A 15,146-nucleotide genomic window follows, 5' to 3' on the forward strand; every position below is an offset into this window, starting at 1 on the left:
ACCTGCTAAACTGGGCCGCTCCGGTTTTCCCTCCCGCGCCCCGCCATGACCATATCGCCGGCCGGCATCATCGCCGGCACCACGCTGCTGAACCCCCAATGGCTGCGCACCTTCGTGATGCTGGTCGAAACCGGCAACTTCACGCGTGCGGCCGAGCGGCTCGGCCTCACGCAGGCAGCCGTCAGCCAGCATCTGCGCCATCTTGAGGATCAGCTCGGCCTGCTGGTGATCCGCCGCTCGCGCGGCATCGACATCACGCCCACCGGCCGCATCATGCTCGACTATTGCGCCGAACTCGGCCGTGCCGACCGCCGCCTGCGCGGCCGGCTGGCCGAAGCCGACGCCGATTGCGGCGAAATCAGCCTGATCACGCCCGGCAGCATCGGCCTCGCGATGGCGCCCTGGCTGCTCGACATGCAGCTCCAGACGCCCGGCCTGGTGGTGCGGCACCGCTTCGCGCCCGATCGCGAGGTGCTCGACGCGGTGCTGTCGAATCTCTACGAAGTAGGCTTTGTCACGCTCAAGCCCGACGACGAGCGGCTCGCCGCGCGCCGTTTCGCCGAGGAGCCGCTGGAGCTGGTGGTGCCGGCGGGCGACTACGTGCACGGCTGGGCCGATCTCGAACGGCTCGGCTTCATCGATCACCCCGACGGGCTGGCGATGGCCAGCCGCCTGTTGAGCCGCCACTTTCCCGACAACCCCGGCGTGCGCGGGCTGCCGCGCCGTGCGTTCACCAACCAGGTCGCGCTGATCCTCGAACCGGTCTCGCGCGGGCTCGGCTTCACGGTGATCCCGCGCTATGCGCGGCAGGCGTTCGCGCGCCAGGAATCGATCGCCGTGATCGAGTGCGGTGCGGCGGTGCTCGATACGCTGTGGCTGATCCATCGTTCCGAGTGGGGGCTGTCGAGCCGGATGCTGCGCGCGCTGGAGACGCTGCGCGAGCGGCTCGACGCGGCCGACCGCCAGGCGCGCGCCGCGCCGGCCGAGGCCTGAGGAACCGTTTGCGCGTGCGAGGCTAGAATGTCCGGTCCGCCCGCGAGCGCGGCGCGAACCGCGCCTCGGGCATCACCGGAACAGGAGAGTCCATGCAGGGATCCCCGCAGCACGCCAACGTCAAGCGCCACGCCGTCCGCGATTTCTTCCGCCGCCCGGAACGCACCGCCTTCCAGTTGTCGCCGGATGGCCGTCACCTGAGCTTTCTCGCGCGTCACCACGGCCGCCTGAACGTGTTCGTGCAGGCGATCGACGACAAGGGCCGCCCGCTCGGCGAGGCGCGCGCGCTGACCAGCGAATCGGCGCGCGATATCGGCGGCTACTTCTGGAAAGGCAACGACCGCGTGCTGTTCGTCAAGGATTTCGGTGGCGACGAGAATTACCACGTGCTGTCCGTGCCGATCGACGGCGGCGCGATCGTCGACCTGACGCCGTACGAAACCGTGCGCGCCGGCATCGTCGACAGCCTGATCGACGACGACCGCTTCGTGCTGATCTCGCACAACCGCCGCGACGCGACCGTGTTCGACGTGGTGCGCGTGGACGTGGCCAGCGGCGAGGAAACCGTGATCGCCGAGAACCCCGGCAACATCCTCGGCTGGATGACCGATCACGCGGGCCGCCTGCGGGTTGCCGTGGCGGGCGACGGCGTGAACCAGACCCTGCTGTACCGCGACGACGAGGCCGAGCCGTTCCGCCCGCTCGCCACCACGAGTTTTCGCGACATGCTGGCGCCGCTGCTGTTCACGTTCGACGACCGCAAGCTGTACGTGGCGTCGAATCGCGGCCGCGACCGCACGGCGATCTTCGAGTTCGATCCCGGCACGGCGCTGGAAGGCACGCTGCTGTTCGAGCACGACGAAGTGGACGTGACCGGCCTCGGCCATTCGCACACGCGGCGCGTGCTGACCACCATCTGGTACCAGGACGACAAGGTGCGCGCGCATCACCTCGACGCGCATATCGGCAACATCCATGCCGATCTCGACGCGCGCCTGCCCGGCGGCGAATCGAGCATCGCCAGCATCACGCGCGACGAATCGCGGATGATCGTGCGCAACGCGTGGGATCGTTCGCCCGGCGCGGTGTGGCTGTACGACGTGGCCACGCGCGAGCTGACCCAGCTTGAAGACCTGAAGCCCTGGCTCGATCCGGCCGACATGGCGCCGATGCAGCCGATCGAATACACCTCGCGCGACGGCCTGCGCATTCACGGCTACCTGACGCTGCCGGCCGGCCATTCGCTCGACGGCGAGGGCGCGGCCAAGGCGGCGAACCTGCCGCTGATCGTCAATCCGCACGGCGGCCCGTGGGCGCGCGATCAATGGGGCTTCAACCCCGAGGTGCAGATGCTGGCCAATCACGGCTACGCGGTGCTGCAGATGAATTTCCGCGGCTCGGTGGGCTACGGGCGCGCGTTCTGGGCGGCGAGCTTCGGCCAGTGGGGCCGCGCCATGCAGAACGACATCGACGACGGCGTGGACTGGCTGATCGCGCAGGGCGTGGTCGATCCGAAGCGCGTCGCGATCTACGGCGCGAGCTACGGCGGCTACGCCACGCTGGCCGGCGTGACGTTTACGCCCGAGCGCTATGCGGCGGCGGTCGATTACGTGGGCGTGTCGAACCTGTTCACGCTGCTCGAATCGGTGCCGCCCTACTGGAAGCCGCTGCTCGACATGATGTACGAGCAGATCGGCAACCCCAACACCGAGGAAGGCAAGCGCGCGCTGCACGACGCGTCGCCGCTGTTCTTCGTCGATCGCATCGTCACGCCGCTGTTCGTCGCGCAGGGCGCGAACGATCCGCGCGTGAAGCAGGCCGAGAGCGACCAGATCGTCGAGGCGCTGCGCTCGCGCGGCGTGGACGTGCAGTACATGCTCAAGGAGAACGAGGGGCACGGCTTCGCCAACGAGGAGAACCAGTACGAGTTCTACGAAGCGATGATTGCGTTCCTCGATACGCATCTGGCCGTGAAGCCGCGCGATTGAGGTGAGGGTTGTGGCCCGTTCCGGCGTGTTGGGCCGCCGGTGGCGGGCCGGCTTGCGGCGGCGGTGCGGCGAGCGTTGCAGAACGCAGCCGCGCCGCCGTTTTCAAGATGTCCCGGCTTCAGTCTTTTCCTTCCGCTCCGGCAGCCGTGCGCTTCGTCGCACCGGCTTTCGCCGCCTTGATCTGGCCCGCGTGGGCCGTCGTCAGACATTCCTGAAACAACGAGGCCGCCCGCGACGGCTGCGGCGAGCGCCGCAACAGGCTCACGAACCGGCAACGATAGTGAAACCGGCGCGGCGCGACGGCCTGCATGCGCCCGGCGCGCTCGAAGCTCTCGGCGTAGTGATCGGGCAGGAAGCCGAGGAATTTGCCCGACAGGATCAGCGTGGCCACCGCTTCCTGGTCCGACGCCGTGGCGCTGCGCGTGAGCTTGGCGCGGTGCGTGAGCTGCAGGTTCGGCGAGTGATAGCCGAGCCCGGCGAAGCCCTGCTCGCGAATCCGTTCCCAGGTCAGCTTGTCGTGCGCCGCGCCGAACAGCGGATGGCCCGCGCCGCAGTAGAGCAGCATCCGTTCGTCGTACAGATCGGTGTAGACGAGGCTGCCCGAACTGCGGTGCTCGGGAATCACGCCGATCTGGTAGCTGCCGTCGATCACGCCGCGCTCGATCTCCTGGATCGAGCCGACGTGCAGGTTCAGCGTCACGTCCGGCGCGGCTTCGGCGAACTGGCGGATCGCCTCGGCGATGCACGCGGCCGGGTTGGTGGCCGTCTTGTCGAACATCGCGATGTGCAGTTCGCCGCCCATTCGGTCGTGGATGCCGTCCACGCGGGCGCGGAACGCCTCCAGCGAAGCCAGCAGCCGCAGCGTTTCCTCGTAGACAGTCTGGCCCTCGGGCGTCAGCGTGAAGCCGGCCCGGCCGCGCCGGCACAGCACCAGGCCGAGCCGGGTTTCCAGATCCTTGACGTGACGGCTGATGGTGGAAATGCCGATATTCAGTTCCAGTTCGGCCGCGGCCATCCCGCCGCATTGCACCACCACCTTGAAGACGCGCAGCAGGCGCAGGTCCATGTCGCTCAACTGGCCGAGCAGGGCGCGCTGGCGGGGAGTTCTTACTTGCATGAATGTTCAAGTAAACATTGATATTGCGGTATTCACAAGACTATCTGGCGACCCAACAATGCGCAACACACGAACCGATGAGGAGCGCGCCGCGCCGACCGCCATGACCGAGATCACCGCCACCCAGCACACCCCGCAACAGGACGGCGTCCGCACCGACGCCGCCTGGCTCGACGCCCACTGGATGCCGTTTACGGCCAATCGCCAGTTCAAGCAGGACCCGCGCCTGATCGTCGAGGGCAAGGGCGCCTATTACACGAGCGCCGACGGCCGGCGGATCTTCGACGGCCTGTCGGGCCTCTGGTGCTGCGGCCTCGGCCACGGCCGCACCGAGATCGTCGAGGCGGTCAGCCGCCAGATCGCCAAGCTCGATTACGCGCCGGCGTTCCAGTTCGGTCATCCGCAATCGTTCGAGCTGGCCAACCGGATCAAGGATCTGACGCCGGCCGGCCTCGATTACGTGTTCTTCACGGGCTCGGGCTCGGAAGCCGCCGACACTTCGCTGAAGATGGCGCGCGCCTACTGGCGCGCCAAGGGCAAGGGCACCAAGACGCGCCTGATCGGCCGCGAGAAGGGCTACCACGGCGTGAACTTCGGCGGCATTTCGGTGGGCGGGATCGCCGCGAACCGCAAGCTGTTCGGCCAGGGCATCGACGCCGATTTCCTGCCGCACACGCAACTGGCGCAAAACAAGTTCTCGCACGGCCTGCCCGATCAGGGCGCCGAACTGGCCGACCGCCTGCTCGAACTGATCACGCTGCACGACGCGTCGAACATCGCTGCCGTGATCGTCGAGCCGTTCTCCGGGTCGGCCGGCGTGGTGGTGCCGCCGAAGGGCTATCTGAAGCGTCTGCGCGACATCTGCACGGCGCACGACATCCTGCTGATTTTCGACGAGGTCATCACGGGCTTCGGCCGTGCCGGCGCGATGACGGGCGCCGATGCGTTCGGCGTGATGCCGGATCTGCTGAACTTTGCCAAGCAGGTCACGAACGGCACGCAGCCGCTCGGCGGCGTGGTGGCCACCAAGGAAATCTACGACACGTTCATGGCGGCCGGCGGCCCCGAGTACATGCTGGAATTCCCGCACGGCTATACGTATTCGGCGCATCCGGTGGCCTGCGCGGCCGGCAATGCCGCGCTCGATCTGCTGGTCAAGGAAGACGGCGTGGGCCGCGTGCGCGCGCTGGCGCCGCATTTCGAGAACGCCGTGCATGGCCTGAAGGGCGTACGCCATGTGGCCGACATCCGCAACTTCGGGCTGGCGGCCGGCATCACGATCGAGGCGCTGCCGGGCGAGCCGGCGCGCCGGCCTTACGAAGTGGCGATGCGCTGCTGGGAGAAAGGTTTTTACGTGCGTTATGGCGGCGACACGATCCAGCTCGCGCCGCCGTTCATCGCCGAGGCACGCGAGATCGACGATCTGGTCGGTGCGCTGGCCGATGCGTTGAACGCCACGGCCTGACGCAAGCGGGGGGCGGGTAGCGCCGCTTGAAGGGGGAGGTAGGAAGCGACGTCGGTCCCGAGGGGCCGGCGTCGCTTTTTTCGTTTCACGCTGACGCCAGCAGCGCATTTGGCTGAACCACGCCGCCACTCGATGCAGCAGGTTTATCAAGTAATCGGGTGGGTCCAACCGATGTCGGCGCCAAAGGCCACACGCACGCCGGATCCGCCAACCACGCGCTTCGTCGCACTGATCGGCAAGCTGTTCGCGGCAGAGGCGCGCGGCGGGAAGCGGAAGCCATTACCAATCGAAGCCGATCGCAATTTTTCCGAAGTGGCCGCCTTGCGCCATCAGCTCGTAAGCCTTCGTCAAGCCGTCGAGGCCGAACGTGCGGTCGATGACCGGCTCGATGCGATGTGCAGCCATGGCCGCCACCGCTCCCGCCAAGTCCGCCACCGACCCGCCGTTGCTGCCTTGAACGCGCACTTCCCTGAAGATCACCGACAGCAAATCCAGCGGCGTAGTCCCACCGCCGAGGAACCCGATGGCGGCCACGGTGCCGCCGTGCCGTGCAGCGCTCACGGAGCGAGTGACACCTTCCCCTCCAATCGGGTCGATGACCAGATCGGCACCGACGCCACCCGTACGTTCCAGAACGAACGCCTCCCAGGCGGCATCCTTTCGATAGTTGAAGACTTCATCGGCGCCCAAAGCGCTGGCGCGTGCCAGCTTCTCGTCGGACGAGGAGGTGATGATGACCCGCGCCCCGCGCGCCTTGGCCAGTTGCAACGCAAAGATCGACACCCCGCCCGTGCCCAGTAGCACGACCGTGGATGCCGGGCCGATCTGCGCCGACTCCAGCGCCCGCCATGCCGTCATCGCGGCGATCGGGAGCGTGCCCGCGGCTTCCCAGCTCAAATAGTCCGGCAGCTTGACGACGCTGGCCGCATCGAGTTCGGCGATTTCGACCAGCGAGCCGGGCAGCGTCGCACCACGCATCGGGTTGGCGAGTTCCGCGCCAGGCCGGCCAGCGATCCAGTGCGCCTTGACGTGGATGGCGACGCGATCGCCGACGGCAACTTGCCAGACATCTTCACCGACAGCGATGACCTCTCCCGCACCGTCGGACAGCGCAATGTTGGGATACAGGGCGCCAGGGTAGTGGCCGGAAGCTACGGCGAGATCGGCGAAGTTGACGCTGCCGGCCTTCATGCGGACAAGGATGCGTCCCGTGCCAGCTCGAGTGGGTTCGGGCAGCGCGACCCGACGGAAGGCATCGAACGAAGGTGCCGTGATTTGAATGGATTGCATGTGGTTTTCTCCTGAAGGCAAGCCACTGTAAATCACGGCGTTTTTATATAGAATATGGAGAAAATACAGTTCATACCTGCGAAATATGCAGCAATCTCTATTCTCCGATTTGAACGAACTGGCGGCTTTCGTGGCACTGGCCGATACGGGATCGTTTGCCGCGGCCGGTCGGCAGCTCGGGCGCGATCCCACTGCCGTTTCTCGCCGCTTGAGTGCGATGGAGGCGCGCCTGGGCGTCAGGCTGGCCGAACGGAGCACGCGCAAGGTCGCGCTTACCGAGGCCGGTCGAACCTATCTCGAACGGATTCGGCCGCTGCTGCACGACCTGCAGGCGGCAGGACGCGAAGCGATTGCGTTCGCCGATGGCGAGGCGCGCGGCCATCTGCGCATCACCTTGCCGGGCAACTTCGGTCGCCTGTGGTTGACACCGCTGATCGTGGAGTTCCTGCGCATGCATCCGCGCGTCACCATCGAGGCGGACACCAGCAATCGCTTCGTCGACCTGATCGGCGAACGCTTCGATCTCGCCATTCGCTTGGGCGAGCTTCCCGATTCGCGTTTGGTCGCTCGCAAGGTCGCGGAGCGCCGCCGGTTGATCTGCGCGTCCCCGGATTTCATCGCCCGGCATCCGGCCATCCAGACGCCGCACGACCTGGCCGACTATCCGTGCCTCTGCTTCACCGGCCGACACGATCCCTATCGGTGGAACTTCATCAAGCCCGGAGGCGGGACGCTTGGCGTCACCGTGTCTGGGCCACTGGCGTCGGACGATGCGGAGCTATTGGTCGAAGCGGCTGTCGGTGGATTAGGCATCCTGTACACATCGGACTGGTATGCCAGCCGCGAGTTGGCATCGGGCCGGCTGGTCGAAATCCTTCCCGATTGGGCGCTGCTCGATCGCGGGGCGGTCTATGTGGTCACGCCGGCGGCGGCCGGCACGCCGTCCAAGACTCGCGCCTTTTCCAACTGGATCACCGAAAAGCTGGCGGCTCCCCCTTGGGTTGTGCCGCGAACAGCCACTTCCACTCGAACAGCGAAGCGGGCTGGTCGCTAAGGTGCAACTCCACGCTGACATACCCCAAAGCGGTCGCGCTGGTCGATCGGCTAGCTTGCTCGGATGGTTGCGCAAGCCCAATCTTTGGGGTGCCTTCTTCTTGACACTGATTCGTCTATAAACGAAGGTGATTGCCTAACAGATCAGGCTACTGGCTCGATTGGCAATGGAGGTTGGACGAATGAGAAGCAAATCCCATGACGAAGCGATGTCCGAGCTGTATCGGCGCGATCCGGCGCTGGCGCTCGAAGTCATCAACGATATCCTCGGCGACGGCGATCAGCCCGAGTTGTTGAGCGTGCTGCGCCAGCTCGCGCAGGCTTTTGGCGGCATGCAGGCGGTAGCCGCGCATGCGGAACTCAACCCCACGCAGCTTTATCGCACGCTCTCGCCCGAAGGCAATCCGTCGCTGGCCAGCATGATGGCGATCCTCAAGGCGATGGGGCTGCGCCTGGCCATTCAGCCGCTCGATTCCGTTGCAGCTCGCGAGACAGCAGCCACGGCTGCCGTTGCGCCATGCACTTGCCGAGCACAATCCGCCCGCGCCGATAAGCAAACCCCGCCGCATCGATAAGGTTTGCCGGAATCGATATTGGAAGCGTTCCAGCCGGTTCGATAGATTCATCGGATTGCCGTGCGCACGGCGCATCGTCCGACCGGAGCCATCGAATCATGAGCCAAGCCATCCGTTTCAACGCGTTCGAGATGAACTGCATCGGCCATCAGTCGCCGGGCCTGTGGGCGCATCCTCGCGACCGTTCGTGGCAGTACAAGGATCTCGACTACTGGACCGACCTCGCGAAGACGCTGGAGAAGGGCTTCTTCGACGGCATCTTCATTGCCGACGTGATCGGCTATTACGACGTCTATCAGGGCAGCAACCATCACGCGCTGCATCAGGGCGTGCAGATTCCCGTCAACGATCCGATCCAGCTCGCCGCGCCGATCGCGCTGGCCACCGAGCATCTGGGCATCGGCATCACGGCCTCGACCTCGTTCGAGCATCCCTACACGTTCGCGCGGCGGCTTTCCACGGCCGATCATCACACCAAGGGCCGGGTCGGCTGGAACATCGTCACGTCGTATCTGGAAAGCGGCGCGCGCAACGTCGGGCAGACGGGGCTGGAGGATCACTCGAACCGCTACGAGATCGCGGCCGAGTATCTGGAGGTGCTCTACAAGCTGTTCGAGGGCAGTTGGGAGGACGGCGCGGTGCTTCGCGACCGCGAGCGGCGGATCTTCGCCGATCCGTCGAAAATTCACGAAATCCGCCACAAGGGCCGGCATTTCGAGGTGCCCGGCTATCACCTGTGCGAGCCGTCGCCGCAACGCACGCCGGTGTTGTATCAGGCCGGCGCGTCGGGCGCGGGTAAGGCGTTCGCGGCGCAGCACGCCGAATGCGTGTTCGTGGCCGCGCCCACGCGCGCGACGCTGCGCGACTATGTGGCCGATATCCGCCGCCGCGCGGCCGAGGCGGGGCGCGACCCGCGCAAGCTGCTGATCTACACGCTCGTGACGATCGTCGTGGACGAGACCGATGCGAAGGCGCAGGCCAAGTTCGAGGAATACCAGCGCTACGTGTCGTACGACGGCTCGCTGGTGCTGATGTCGGGCTGGACCGGCATCGATTTCGGCGAGTACGCGCCCACCGATCTGGTGCGGCGCGTGGAAACCAATGCGATCGTCTCGGCGGTCGAGCATCTGGCCGGCGGCGACAAGGCCTGGACGATCGACGAGCTGGCCCGCTTCGGCGGTATCGGCGGGCTGGGGCCGGTGTTTGTCGGTTCGCCATCGACGGTGGCCGACATCCTGCAGGAATGGGTCGAGGAAACCGGCGTGGACGGCTTCAACCTGGCCTACGCGCTCGCGCACGAAAGTTTCGAGGACGTGGTGGGCTATCTCGTGCCGGAGTTGCAGCGGCGTGGCGTGTATCCCACGGCCTACCGGCCCGGCACGTTGCGCGAGAAGCTGTTCGGCGAGGGGGCGCGGCTTGGAGAGGGGCATCCGGGCGCGGCGTATCGCGACCTGTCGCGGTTCGCGGAGAACTCGCGGGCCGAATCCGACACCGAATCGCCTGTCGTGGGTCAGGCCGCCTGAGCGTTTGCTGCCTTGCCGGCTGCCCGGCAAGGCAGCCGTTCCGGGATTCGCCAATCTCGGTCTTTTGACGCCGCCGCACGCTCTACCAGCGCAACGGGAGCATGTCGGCCGCGCCCAATGTCAATGCATGACGCGTCACGACAACCGGCCCGGTATAACCGGGCCGTGTTCATTTGAGACGGGATCGAAGCAGCAGAACCGTGCGGCGGCGGTGGAGCGTGCTGAATGGCGCGCCCGCCACCCGGCGCGCCATTCAGGCGCGAGCCGGATTCAAACGAGATGGAAAAACGCGCGAATTCAGATGCGGCGATCGCGGCGCGCCACGACGCGGGCCGGCACCGGGCCGCGCGCGTAGCTCATGGCGGCCTGCATCTGCAGTTGCGACTGAAGCTCGAACATCGCCCAGACGCTGCGCAGCGCTGCGCCGACTTGCGACAGGAACGAGGACTTGCGGGACGGGGTGCGGACTTGCTTGGCGCTCGACATGATCAATCCAAGAGAATTTGCGGGTTAACACCTAGGTGTAAACCCGAATTTATGCCTGAGGCCGGGCGTTGTCAACAATTTCGCTTCGACGGATTCTTCGGTTTGACGAAGCGTTGCGGAAAAGCCGCGAAAAAAACGCGCCCGCCGCGGCGTAATCCACCGGGCGGGCGCGAGGGTCGGATACGGCTGGCGTCGGCCCGGAGCCACGGGCCGCGCGGCCGATCACAGGTAGCCGTAGCAGGTCTTCAGCTTGGCGTAATCGTAGAAATGGCTGGTCGGCGCGAGTTTGGCGCCGTCGCAGGCAGCCTGGAAATCGGTCTCGCGCTCGTTGTACAGCATCCGCACGGCCAGGCTCGCGCCGTTGCGGTACACGTCCCATTGCACGTTCGCCGCCATCGGCGACACCTGATCGCCGCGCCACGGGTTGTTGTCGTAGGTGTAGGTTTGCGCGGCCGGCACCGGCACGAACACGTTCTTCAGGTTCATGACCGAGGCGAACGGGATGATTTCCTCGGCGTGCGTGAAGCGCAGCTTGGCGGCGTTGGTCAGGTCGCCTTTGGCGATCGCGTCGGTTTGCGCGAAGAAATCGTCGCGCAGGATGGTCGCCATCTTGTACGTCACCGGGTTCGCTTCCTGCACACCCGGCCCCTTCTGGTAGAAGTCGGCCGCGTCCTGCAGATAGGCCAGGTAGCGGGCCTGCGGCGCCGCGATGTACTTCTCCATGGTCACGCCGCCCGTTTCGGCGGTCATCGCCGGGGCCACCTGCAGCAGGTTGTAGAGCACGTTGACGGCATCGACGGCCGTCTTGATGGGGGTCTTGCCGTCGCCCTTGAGCGTGTTGCTGAACAGCGCGTCCGACGAGGCGAACGTGTAGGTGCCGGTGTTCGCGAACGTATAGCCGGTGGTGCCGAGCTTGGCGAGGAAGGCCGGCGTGACGAGCTTCGAGAGCACGGCCTGCGCGGCGTCGCTGGCGGCGGGCGACGCGTTGATGTCGGCCAGCTTGGCGGTGACGGTCGCGTCGCTCGAATAGGCCTGATAGGTGAGGCTGTCGCGATAGGTGGTGTAGTTCGCGTCGGTCGTGGTGGTGACCAGGTCGGTGGCGGCCTTCAGCGCATGAAAGTAGAGCAGGAAGCGGTTGGTGCCGGCCGGCTGCGCGACTGGCGCGCCTTCCGGATAGGGCGCGGGCGCGGCCGGCAACGTGATGGCGGCACTCAGCACGGGCTTGTTCGTGACCAGCGCGCCCGAGAAGTAGGTCGAGCTGTCGACCGCGCGATCCTGGCCGGAGTTGACCACCACCACCTTGCGCGAGCCGTCGAACAACGCGGGCATGCGTTGCAGCAGGCGCGCGGCGAGCTGTTGATGCTCGCGGATGCCGGCCAGCGTGAGGTTGCCGTAGCCCGGCGTCGAGATGCCCGACACGCCGTAACCGAGCAGTGCGTTGGCCTTCATCATCGTGAACGTGTCGGCCTTGAGTTGCTTGCCGAGGTCGGTCAGTGCGCCGTCGGCGTCGGCCTTCAGCAACATGGCGTAGATCGCGCCGTCGTACTTGAAGCTCGACAGCCCGCGCGAGCCGTGGCGCGCCACCAGTTCGGTGTAGACGGGCGCGTAGCCTGACGGCGCGGCCTCGTAGGTGGCCGGATCTTGCTGCGGCTGGTACGGCGTCTTGGTCTGGTAATAGGTTGGCGCGGCGGCCGTGACGGGCGACGTGACCGGCTGGGTGGCCGGCGGCGTGGCGGCCGTTTGCGGGGTGTCGTCGGAGCCGCAGGCGGCGAGGAAGCAGGCAAGGGCGACGCAGGTCGCGCGGGTCGTCAGGGCAGTCATGTTCGCGGGCGGGAGGAAATTCGAGCCGCGAGTGTCGCAGACGACTTTGACAGCAAAAAGTCAGAATTCCGAAATACTTCAGGAAGGAATTCGTCGGACTTGAGATGCGTGCTGCCTGCTTTCTCGGTACTGCTCGTTACGATGCATCAAGCCGAATCAGCTGCCGAAATAGATGTTGCAGAAGCTGGCCGGGCCGACGCAATCGGCGGGCGTTTGCGCCGGTTGTTGCGGGGCGCGCTGCGTGCCGTGCGCTTGCTGCGGCGCCGGTTGCGCGTTGCCCGAGGCGGTTTGGGCGTGGGCGGCGCAGGCGGCGGAAAGGGCGAGGGCGGCGATCGCGAGTTGCATCGGCTTCATGTTGGTTCTCCTGAGGAAGTGCCGCGGTTGCGGCGTTGAGGTCACTATAGGAGCGCCCCGCCTCGGGATTAACCACCTGCCTTGGGCAGGATTCTTCCAGATTCAGGAGAGATCGACGTGTCGGCGCAGGCGGTGCGGCCGGCGCCGTGCGCGCACGAACGGCGCGTCGCGATCGAGCAGCGCGGCGCGGATGAAATGCAGCCCCACCAGCACGCGACGCATGCGCCGGCTGTCGGCCGACGAGGCCTCCCAGGCCGGGCGCGCGCGCAGGATCGCGCGAATCGCCAATGCCACCGATCGTTGCGCGCGCAACAGCTTGCGCGCGTCGGGTGCATCGAACAGGTCGGGCAGCATCGCCAGCATGTGCCGCACCGGCGCGAGCCAGCGCAGCGTGCCGGCCGCGCGCGCCGCGTCGAACGGCGTCAGCTCGCCGCGCAGGTCGATCACGGCGTGGCCGATCTCCAGCGTGACGAACAACCAGCGCAGGCTCGCGCGATGGCGCGCCGAGCGCTTCATCAGCAGTTGCCGCAGGTGCGAGGTCAGCTCGTGCGCGCCCGACTGGAAGCGTCCGTGCAGGCCGTCGAGCGGCGCCTCGCAGGCAAGCCGCACGCGCGCCCGCAGGTCGCGCTGGATGCGCTCGATCAGCCAGGGCATTTCGGTCGGGAAGATCACGGCGAACACCAGCGCGGCCGTCAGCATCGCGGCCACCACGGCCATGCCGTTGTTGAGCAGCAGGTCGGGCTGGTAGACGGTCACGTTGTCCGGCCCGGCCAGCAGACAGAAGAACACGATATAGCCCACGCCGTAGCCCGACAGCGCGGGCCGGGTGGTCACGAACACGCCGGCCGCCAGCAGCGGCGCGAGCGTCGCGCACAGCAGCGGGAAGCCGTCGATGTTCGGGTAGAGGTAGCACACCACCAGGTAACCCGCGAGCGTCGCCACCGCCGCGCCGGCGGCCATCTGCGCGACGAAGCGCGGCGCGCGCGGCGAGGTGGAACTGAGCGCGCAGGCGATCGCGGCGGCGATGGTGGCGAGGCCGCCGCTCGGCCAAGCGGTCGCGAGCCAGAATGCGCCGACGATGCCGAGCACCACCACGCTGCGCACGAACGTGAACGCGACGAACACGTTGTTGGTGCGCACCGTATAGCGCGGCGCGGTGTTTTCGAGCGCGTGCGAATCGGTGGCGAGCGAGGCGTGGGTTTGTGCGTAGCCGGCGAATTCGTCCACGAAGCGCGTCATCAGTTCGATCGCCGTGTCGAAATCGAGCAGGTCGTCGGCCGGGCCGGTGGCGATCGCGGCGCGTGCGTCGCGAGCGAGTTGCGGCAGCGCTGTCAGCAGCTCGCGCAACGCGCGCAGCGCCGCGCCGTGTTTGGCCGTGCCCGGCGCGGCGCCCGCCTGCAACGCCGCCAGCGCCGCCGCGAGCCGTTCCAGCGGCGGCGCGAGCGCGGCCAGCACCGTCGCGGCGCGGCGATGCACGAGCCGCCGGTGCAACTGCCGCAGCGCATGCAGGCGCGTGCAGGTGCTGACGAATTCGCCGTTGAGCCGGGCGAGGCGCCGGCTGCGCGCGCGGATGCGGGGGTCCTCGAACGAGGCATAGGCGCGGATCGCATCGAAGCCGACGATGTCGTCGACGAAATCGGCGAAGCGCCGCTCGAATTCGCCGCGCGCCAGCGTGCCGCCGAGCGCCGCTGCCGCGAACGCGACGAAGCGCGCATGCCGCGCGTTCAGCGAGCGCATCAGCGCGCGGCTCGAACTGAGCGGCAGCACCAGCCCGCTGACGGCGGCCGAACAGACGATGCCCACCGTCACCTCGGCCGCGCGCGTCAGCGCCGACAGGAACAGCGCGTCGGGCGTCATCACGGCCGGGATGCCGATCAGCGCGGCCGTGTAGCCGGCCAGCACGTAGCCGTACCAGCGGAAATGGCGGTTGCGCACGGCCGCCGCGATGCAGGCGCCCACCCACAGCGTGATGCCGGCCATGTACAGCTCGGGCTGCTGCGCGAACAGGCCGCCCAGCGCCAGCGCGGCGGCCAGGCCCACGGCCGTGCCGATAGTCCGGTAGAACGCCTTGGCGAACACCATCCCGCTCATCGGCTGCATCAGCACGAACACGGTGGTCATGGCGATGCGCGGCTGCGAAAGTTCGAGGCGCATGGCGATGCCCATTGCCAGCAACGCGGCGGCGACGGTCTTGGCCAGATGGAGCCAGATCAGGCCGTCGGAGAAGGCCCACTCGCGCAGAAGGTGGGCCATGGGCGCGAGCCGGGCCGACCAGCGCCGGGTTTCGGCGGCAACACGGACAGACGCGGACGGGAGTTTCATCACGACAATGCGGGGGCGAGACGGGCGCGCGGGGTTCGACGGAGGTGGGCCGGAGTGACGTCGCAGCCCGGCCCGCTGCGGCGCAGATTGTAGGAGGACGATATTCCGCCATTAATCGATCCTAGGGGAAACCAGAGTTGCAGGGCTGGCAACAATCGG

Annotated in this window: 11 protein-coding genes and 1 pseudogene; 6 read left to right on the forward strand and 6 right to left on the reverse strand. The window is 67.0% G+C overall.

Annotated features, from left to right (window positions below; genetic code table 11):
• Positions 1 to 45: 45 nt before the first annotated feature.
• Positions 46 to 993 carry a LysR family transcriptional regulator gene (locus AB4851_RS12295; RefSeq protein ID WP_414447424.1) on the forward strand — a complete coding sequence of 316 codons (948 nt, stop codon included), beginning with the start codon at positions 46 to 48 and terminating at the stop codon, positions 991 to 993.
• Between the two features lie 92 nt (positions 994 to 1,085).
• The gene (locus AB4851_RS12300; protein ID WP_414447425.1) at positions 1,086 to 2,981 is read left to right on the forward strand and encodes a S9 family peptidase; all 1,896 of its coding nucleotides are present in this window, start codon (positions 1,086 to 1,088) and stop codon (positions 2,979 to 2,981) included.
• A gap of 118 nt (positions 2,982 to 3,099) precedes the next feature.
• On the opposite strand, the gene AB4851_RS12305 is transcribed toward AB4851_RS12300, so the two are convergent.
• A complete protein-coding gene (locus tag AB4851_RS12305; protein WP_414447426.1) occupies positions 3,100 to 4,098 on the reverse strand; it encodes a LysR family transcriptional regulator in 999 nt (332 codons plus the stop codon).
• Between the two features lie 103 nt (positions 4,099 to 4,201).
• Between AB4851_RS12305 and AB4851_RS12310 the strand changes: the two genes are divergently transcribed.
• A complete protein-coding gene (locus tag AB4851_RS12310; protein ID WP_414449180.1) occupies positions 4,202 to 5,563 on the forward strand; it encodes an aspartate aminotransferase family protein in 1,362 nt (453 codons plus the stop codon).
• Positions 5,564 to 5,842: 279 nt separating this feature from the next.
• Here the strand turns inward: AB4851_RS12310 and AB4851_RS12315 are convergent, their stop codons facing one another.
• The gene (locus tag AB4851_RS12315) at positions 5,843 to 6,853 is read right to left on the reverse strand and encodes a zinc-dependent alcohol dehydrogenase family protein (protein WP_414447427.1); all 1,011 of its coding nucleotides are present in this window, start codon (positions 6,851 to 6,853) and stop codon (positions 5,843 to 5,845) included.
• A gap of 85 nt (positions 6,854 to 6,938) precedes the next feature.
• Between AB4851_RS12315 and AB4851_RS12320 the strand changes: the two genes are divergently transcribed.
• The 3 genes and pseudogenes from AB4851_RS12320 (at position 6,939) to AB4851_RS12330 (ending at position 10,004) form a co-directional block, all read left to right on the forward strand.
• On the forward strand, positions 6,939 to 7,907 hold the full coding sequence (locus AB4851_RS12320; RefSeq protein WP_414447428.1) for a LysR family transcriptional regulator: 969 nt from the start codon (positions 6,939 to 6,941) through the stop codon (positions 7,905 to 7,907).
• Positions 7,908 to 8,088: 181 nt separating this feature from the next.
• Positions 8,089 to 8,391: pseudogene (locus AB4851_RS12325) on the forward strand (DNA-binding protein); the annotation flags it as partial.
• Between the two features lie 188 nt (positions 8,392 to 8,579).
• Positions 8,580 to 10,004 carry an LLM class flavin-dependent oxidoreductase gene (locus AB4851_RS12330; RefSeq protein WP_414447429.1) on the forward strand — a complete coding sequence of 475 codons (1,425 nt, stop codon included), beginning with the start codon at positions 8,580 to 8,582 and terminating at the stop codon, positions 10,002 to 10,004.
• A gap of 297 nt (positions 10,005 to 10,301) precedes the next feature.
• Here AB4851_RS12330 and AB4851_RS12335 read toward each other — a convergent pair whose 3' ends face one another.
• From AB4851_RS12335 to AB4851_RS12350, 4 genes are all read right to left on the reverse strand, one after another.
• Positions 10,302 to 10,490 carry a hypothetical protein gene (locus AB4851_RS12335; RefSeq protein ID WP_414439375.1) on the reverse strand — a complete coding sequence of 63 codons (189 nt, stop codon included), beginning with the start codon at positions 10,488 to 10,490 and terminating at the stop codon, positions 10,302 to 10,304.
• 222 nt (positions 10,491 to 10,712) lie between these two features.
• Entirely contained in the window at positions 10,713 to 12,311 is a 1,599-nt protein-coding gene (locus AB4851_RS12340; protein ID WP_414447430.1) for a histidine-type phosphatase, read from the reverse strand.
• Positions 12,312 to 12,467: 156 nt separating this feature from the next.
• A complete protein-coding gene (locus AB4851_RS12345) occupies positions 12,468 to 12,665 on the reverse strand; it encodes a hypothetical protein (RefSeq protein WP_414447431.1) in 198 nt (65 codons plus the stop codon).
• A 102-nt stretch (positions 12,666 to 12,767) separates the two neighbouring features.
• On the reverse strand, positions 12,768 to 14,987 hold the full coding sequence (locus AB4851_RS12350) for an FUSC family protein (protein ID WP_414447432.1): 2,220 nt from the start codon (positions 14,985 to 14,987) through the stop codon (positions 12,768 to 12,770).
• Between the last annotated feature and the right edge of the window lie 159 nt (positions 14,988 to 15,146).

This window comes from Burkholderia sp. 22PA0099 (assembly GCF_047497165.1).
In the GTDB taxonomy this organism is placed as follows: Bacteria; Pseudomonadota; Gammaproteobacteria; order Burkholderiales; family Burkholderiaceae; genus Burkholderia.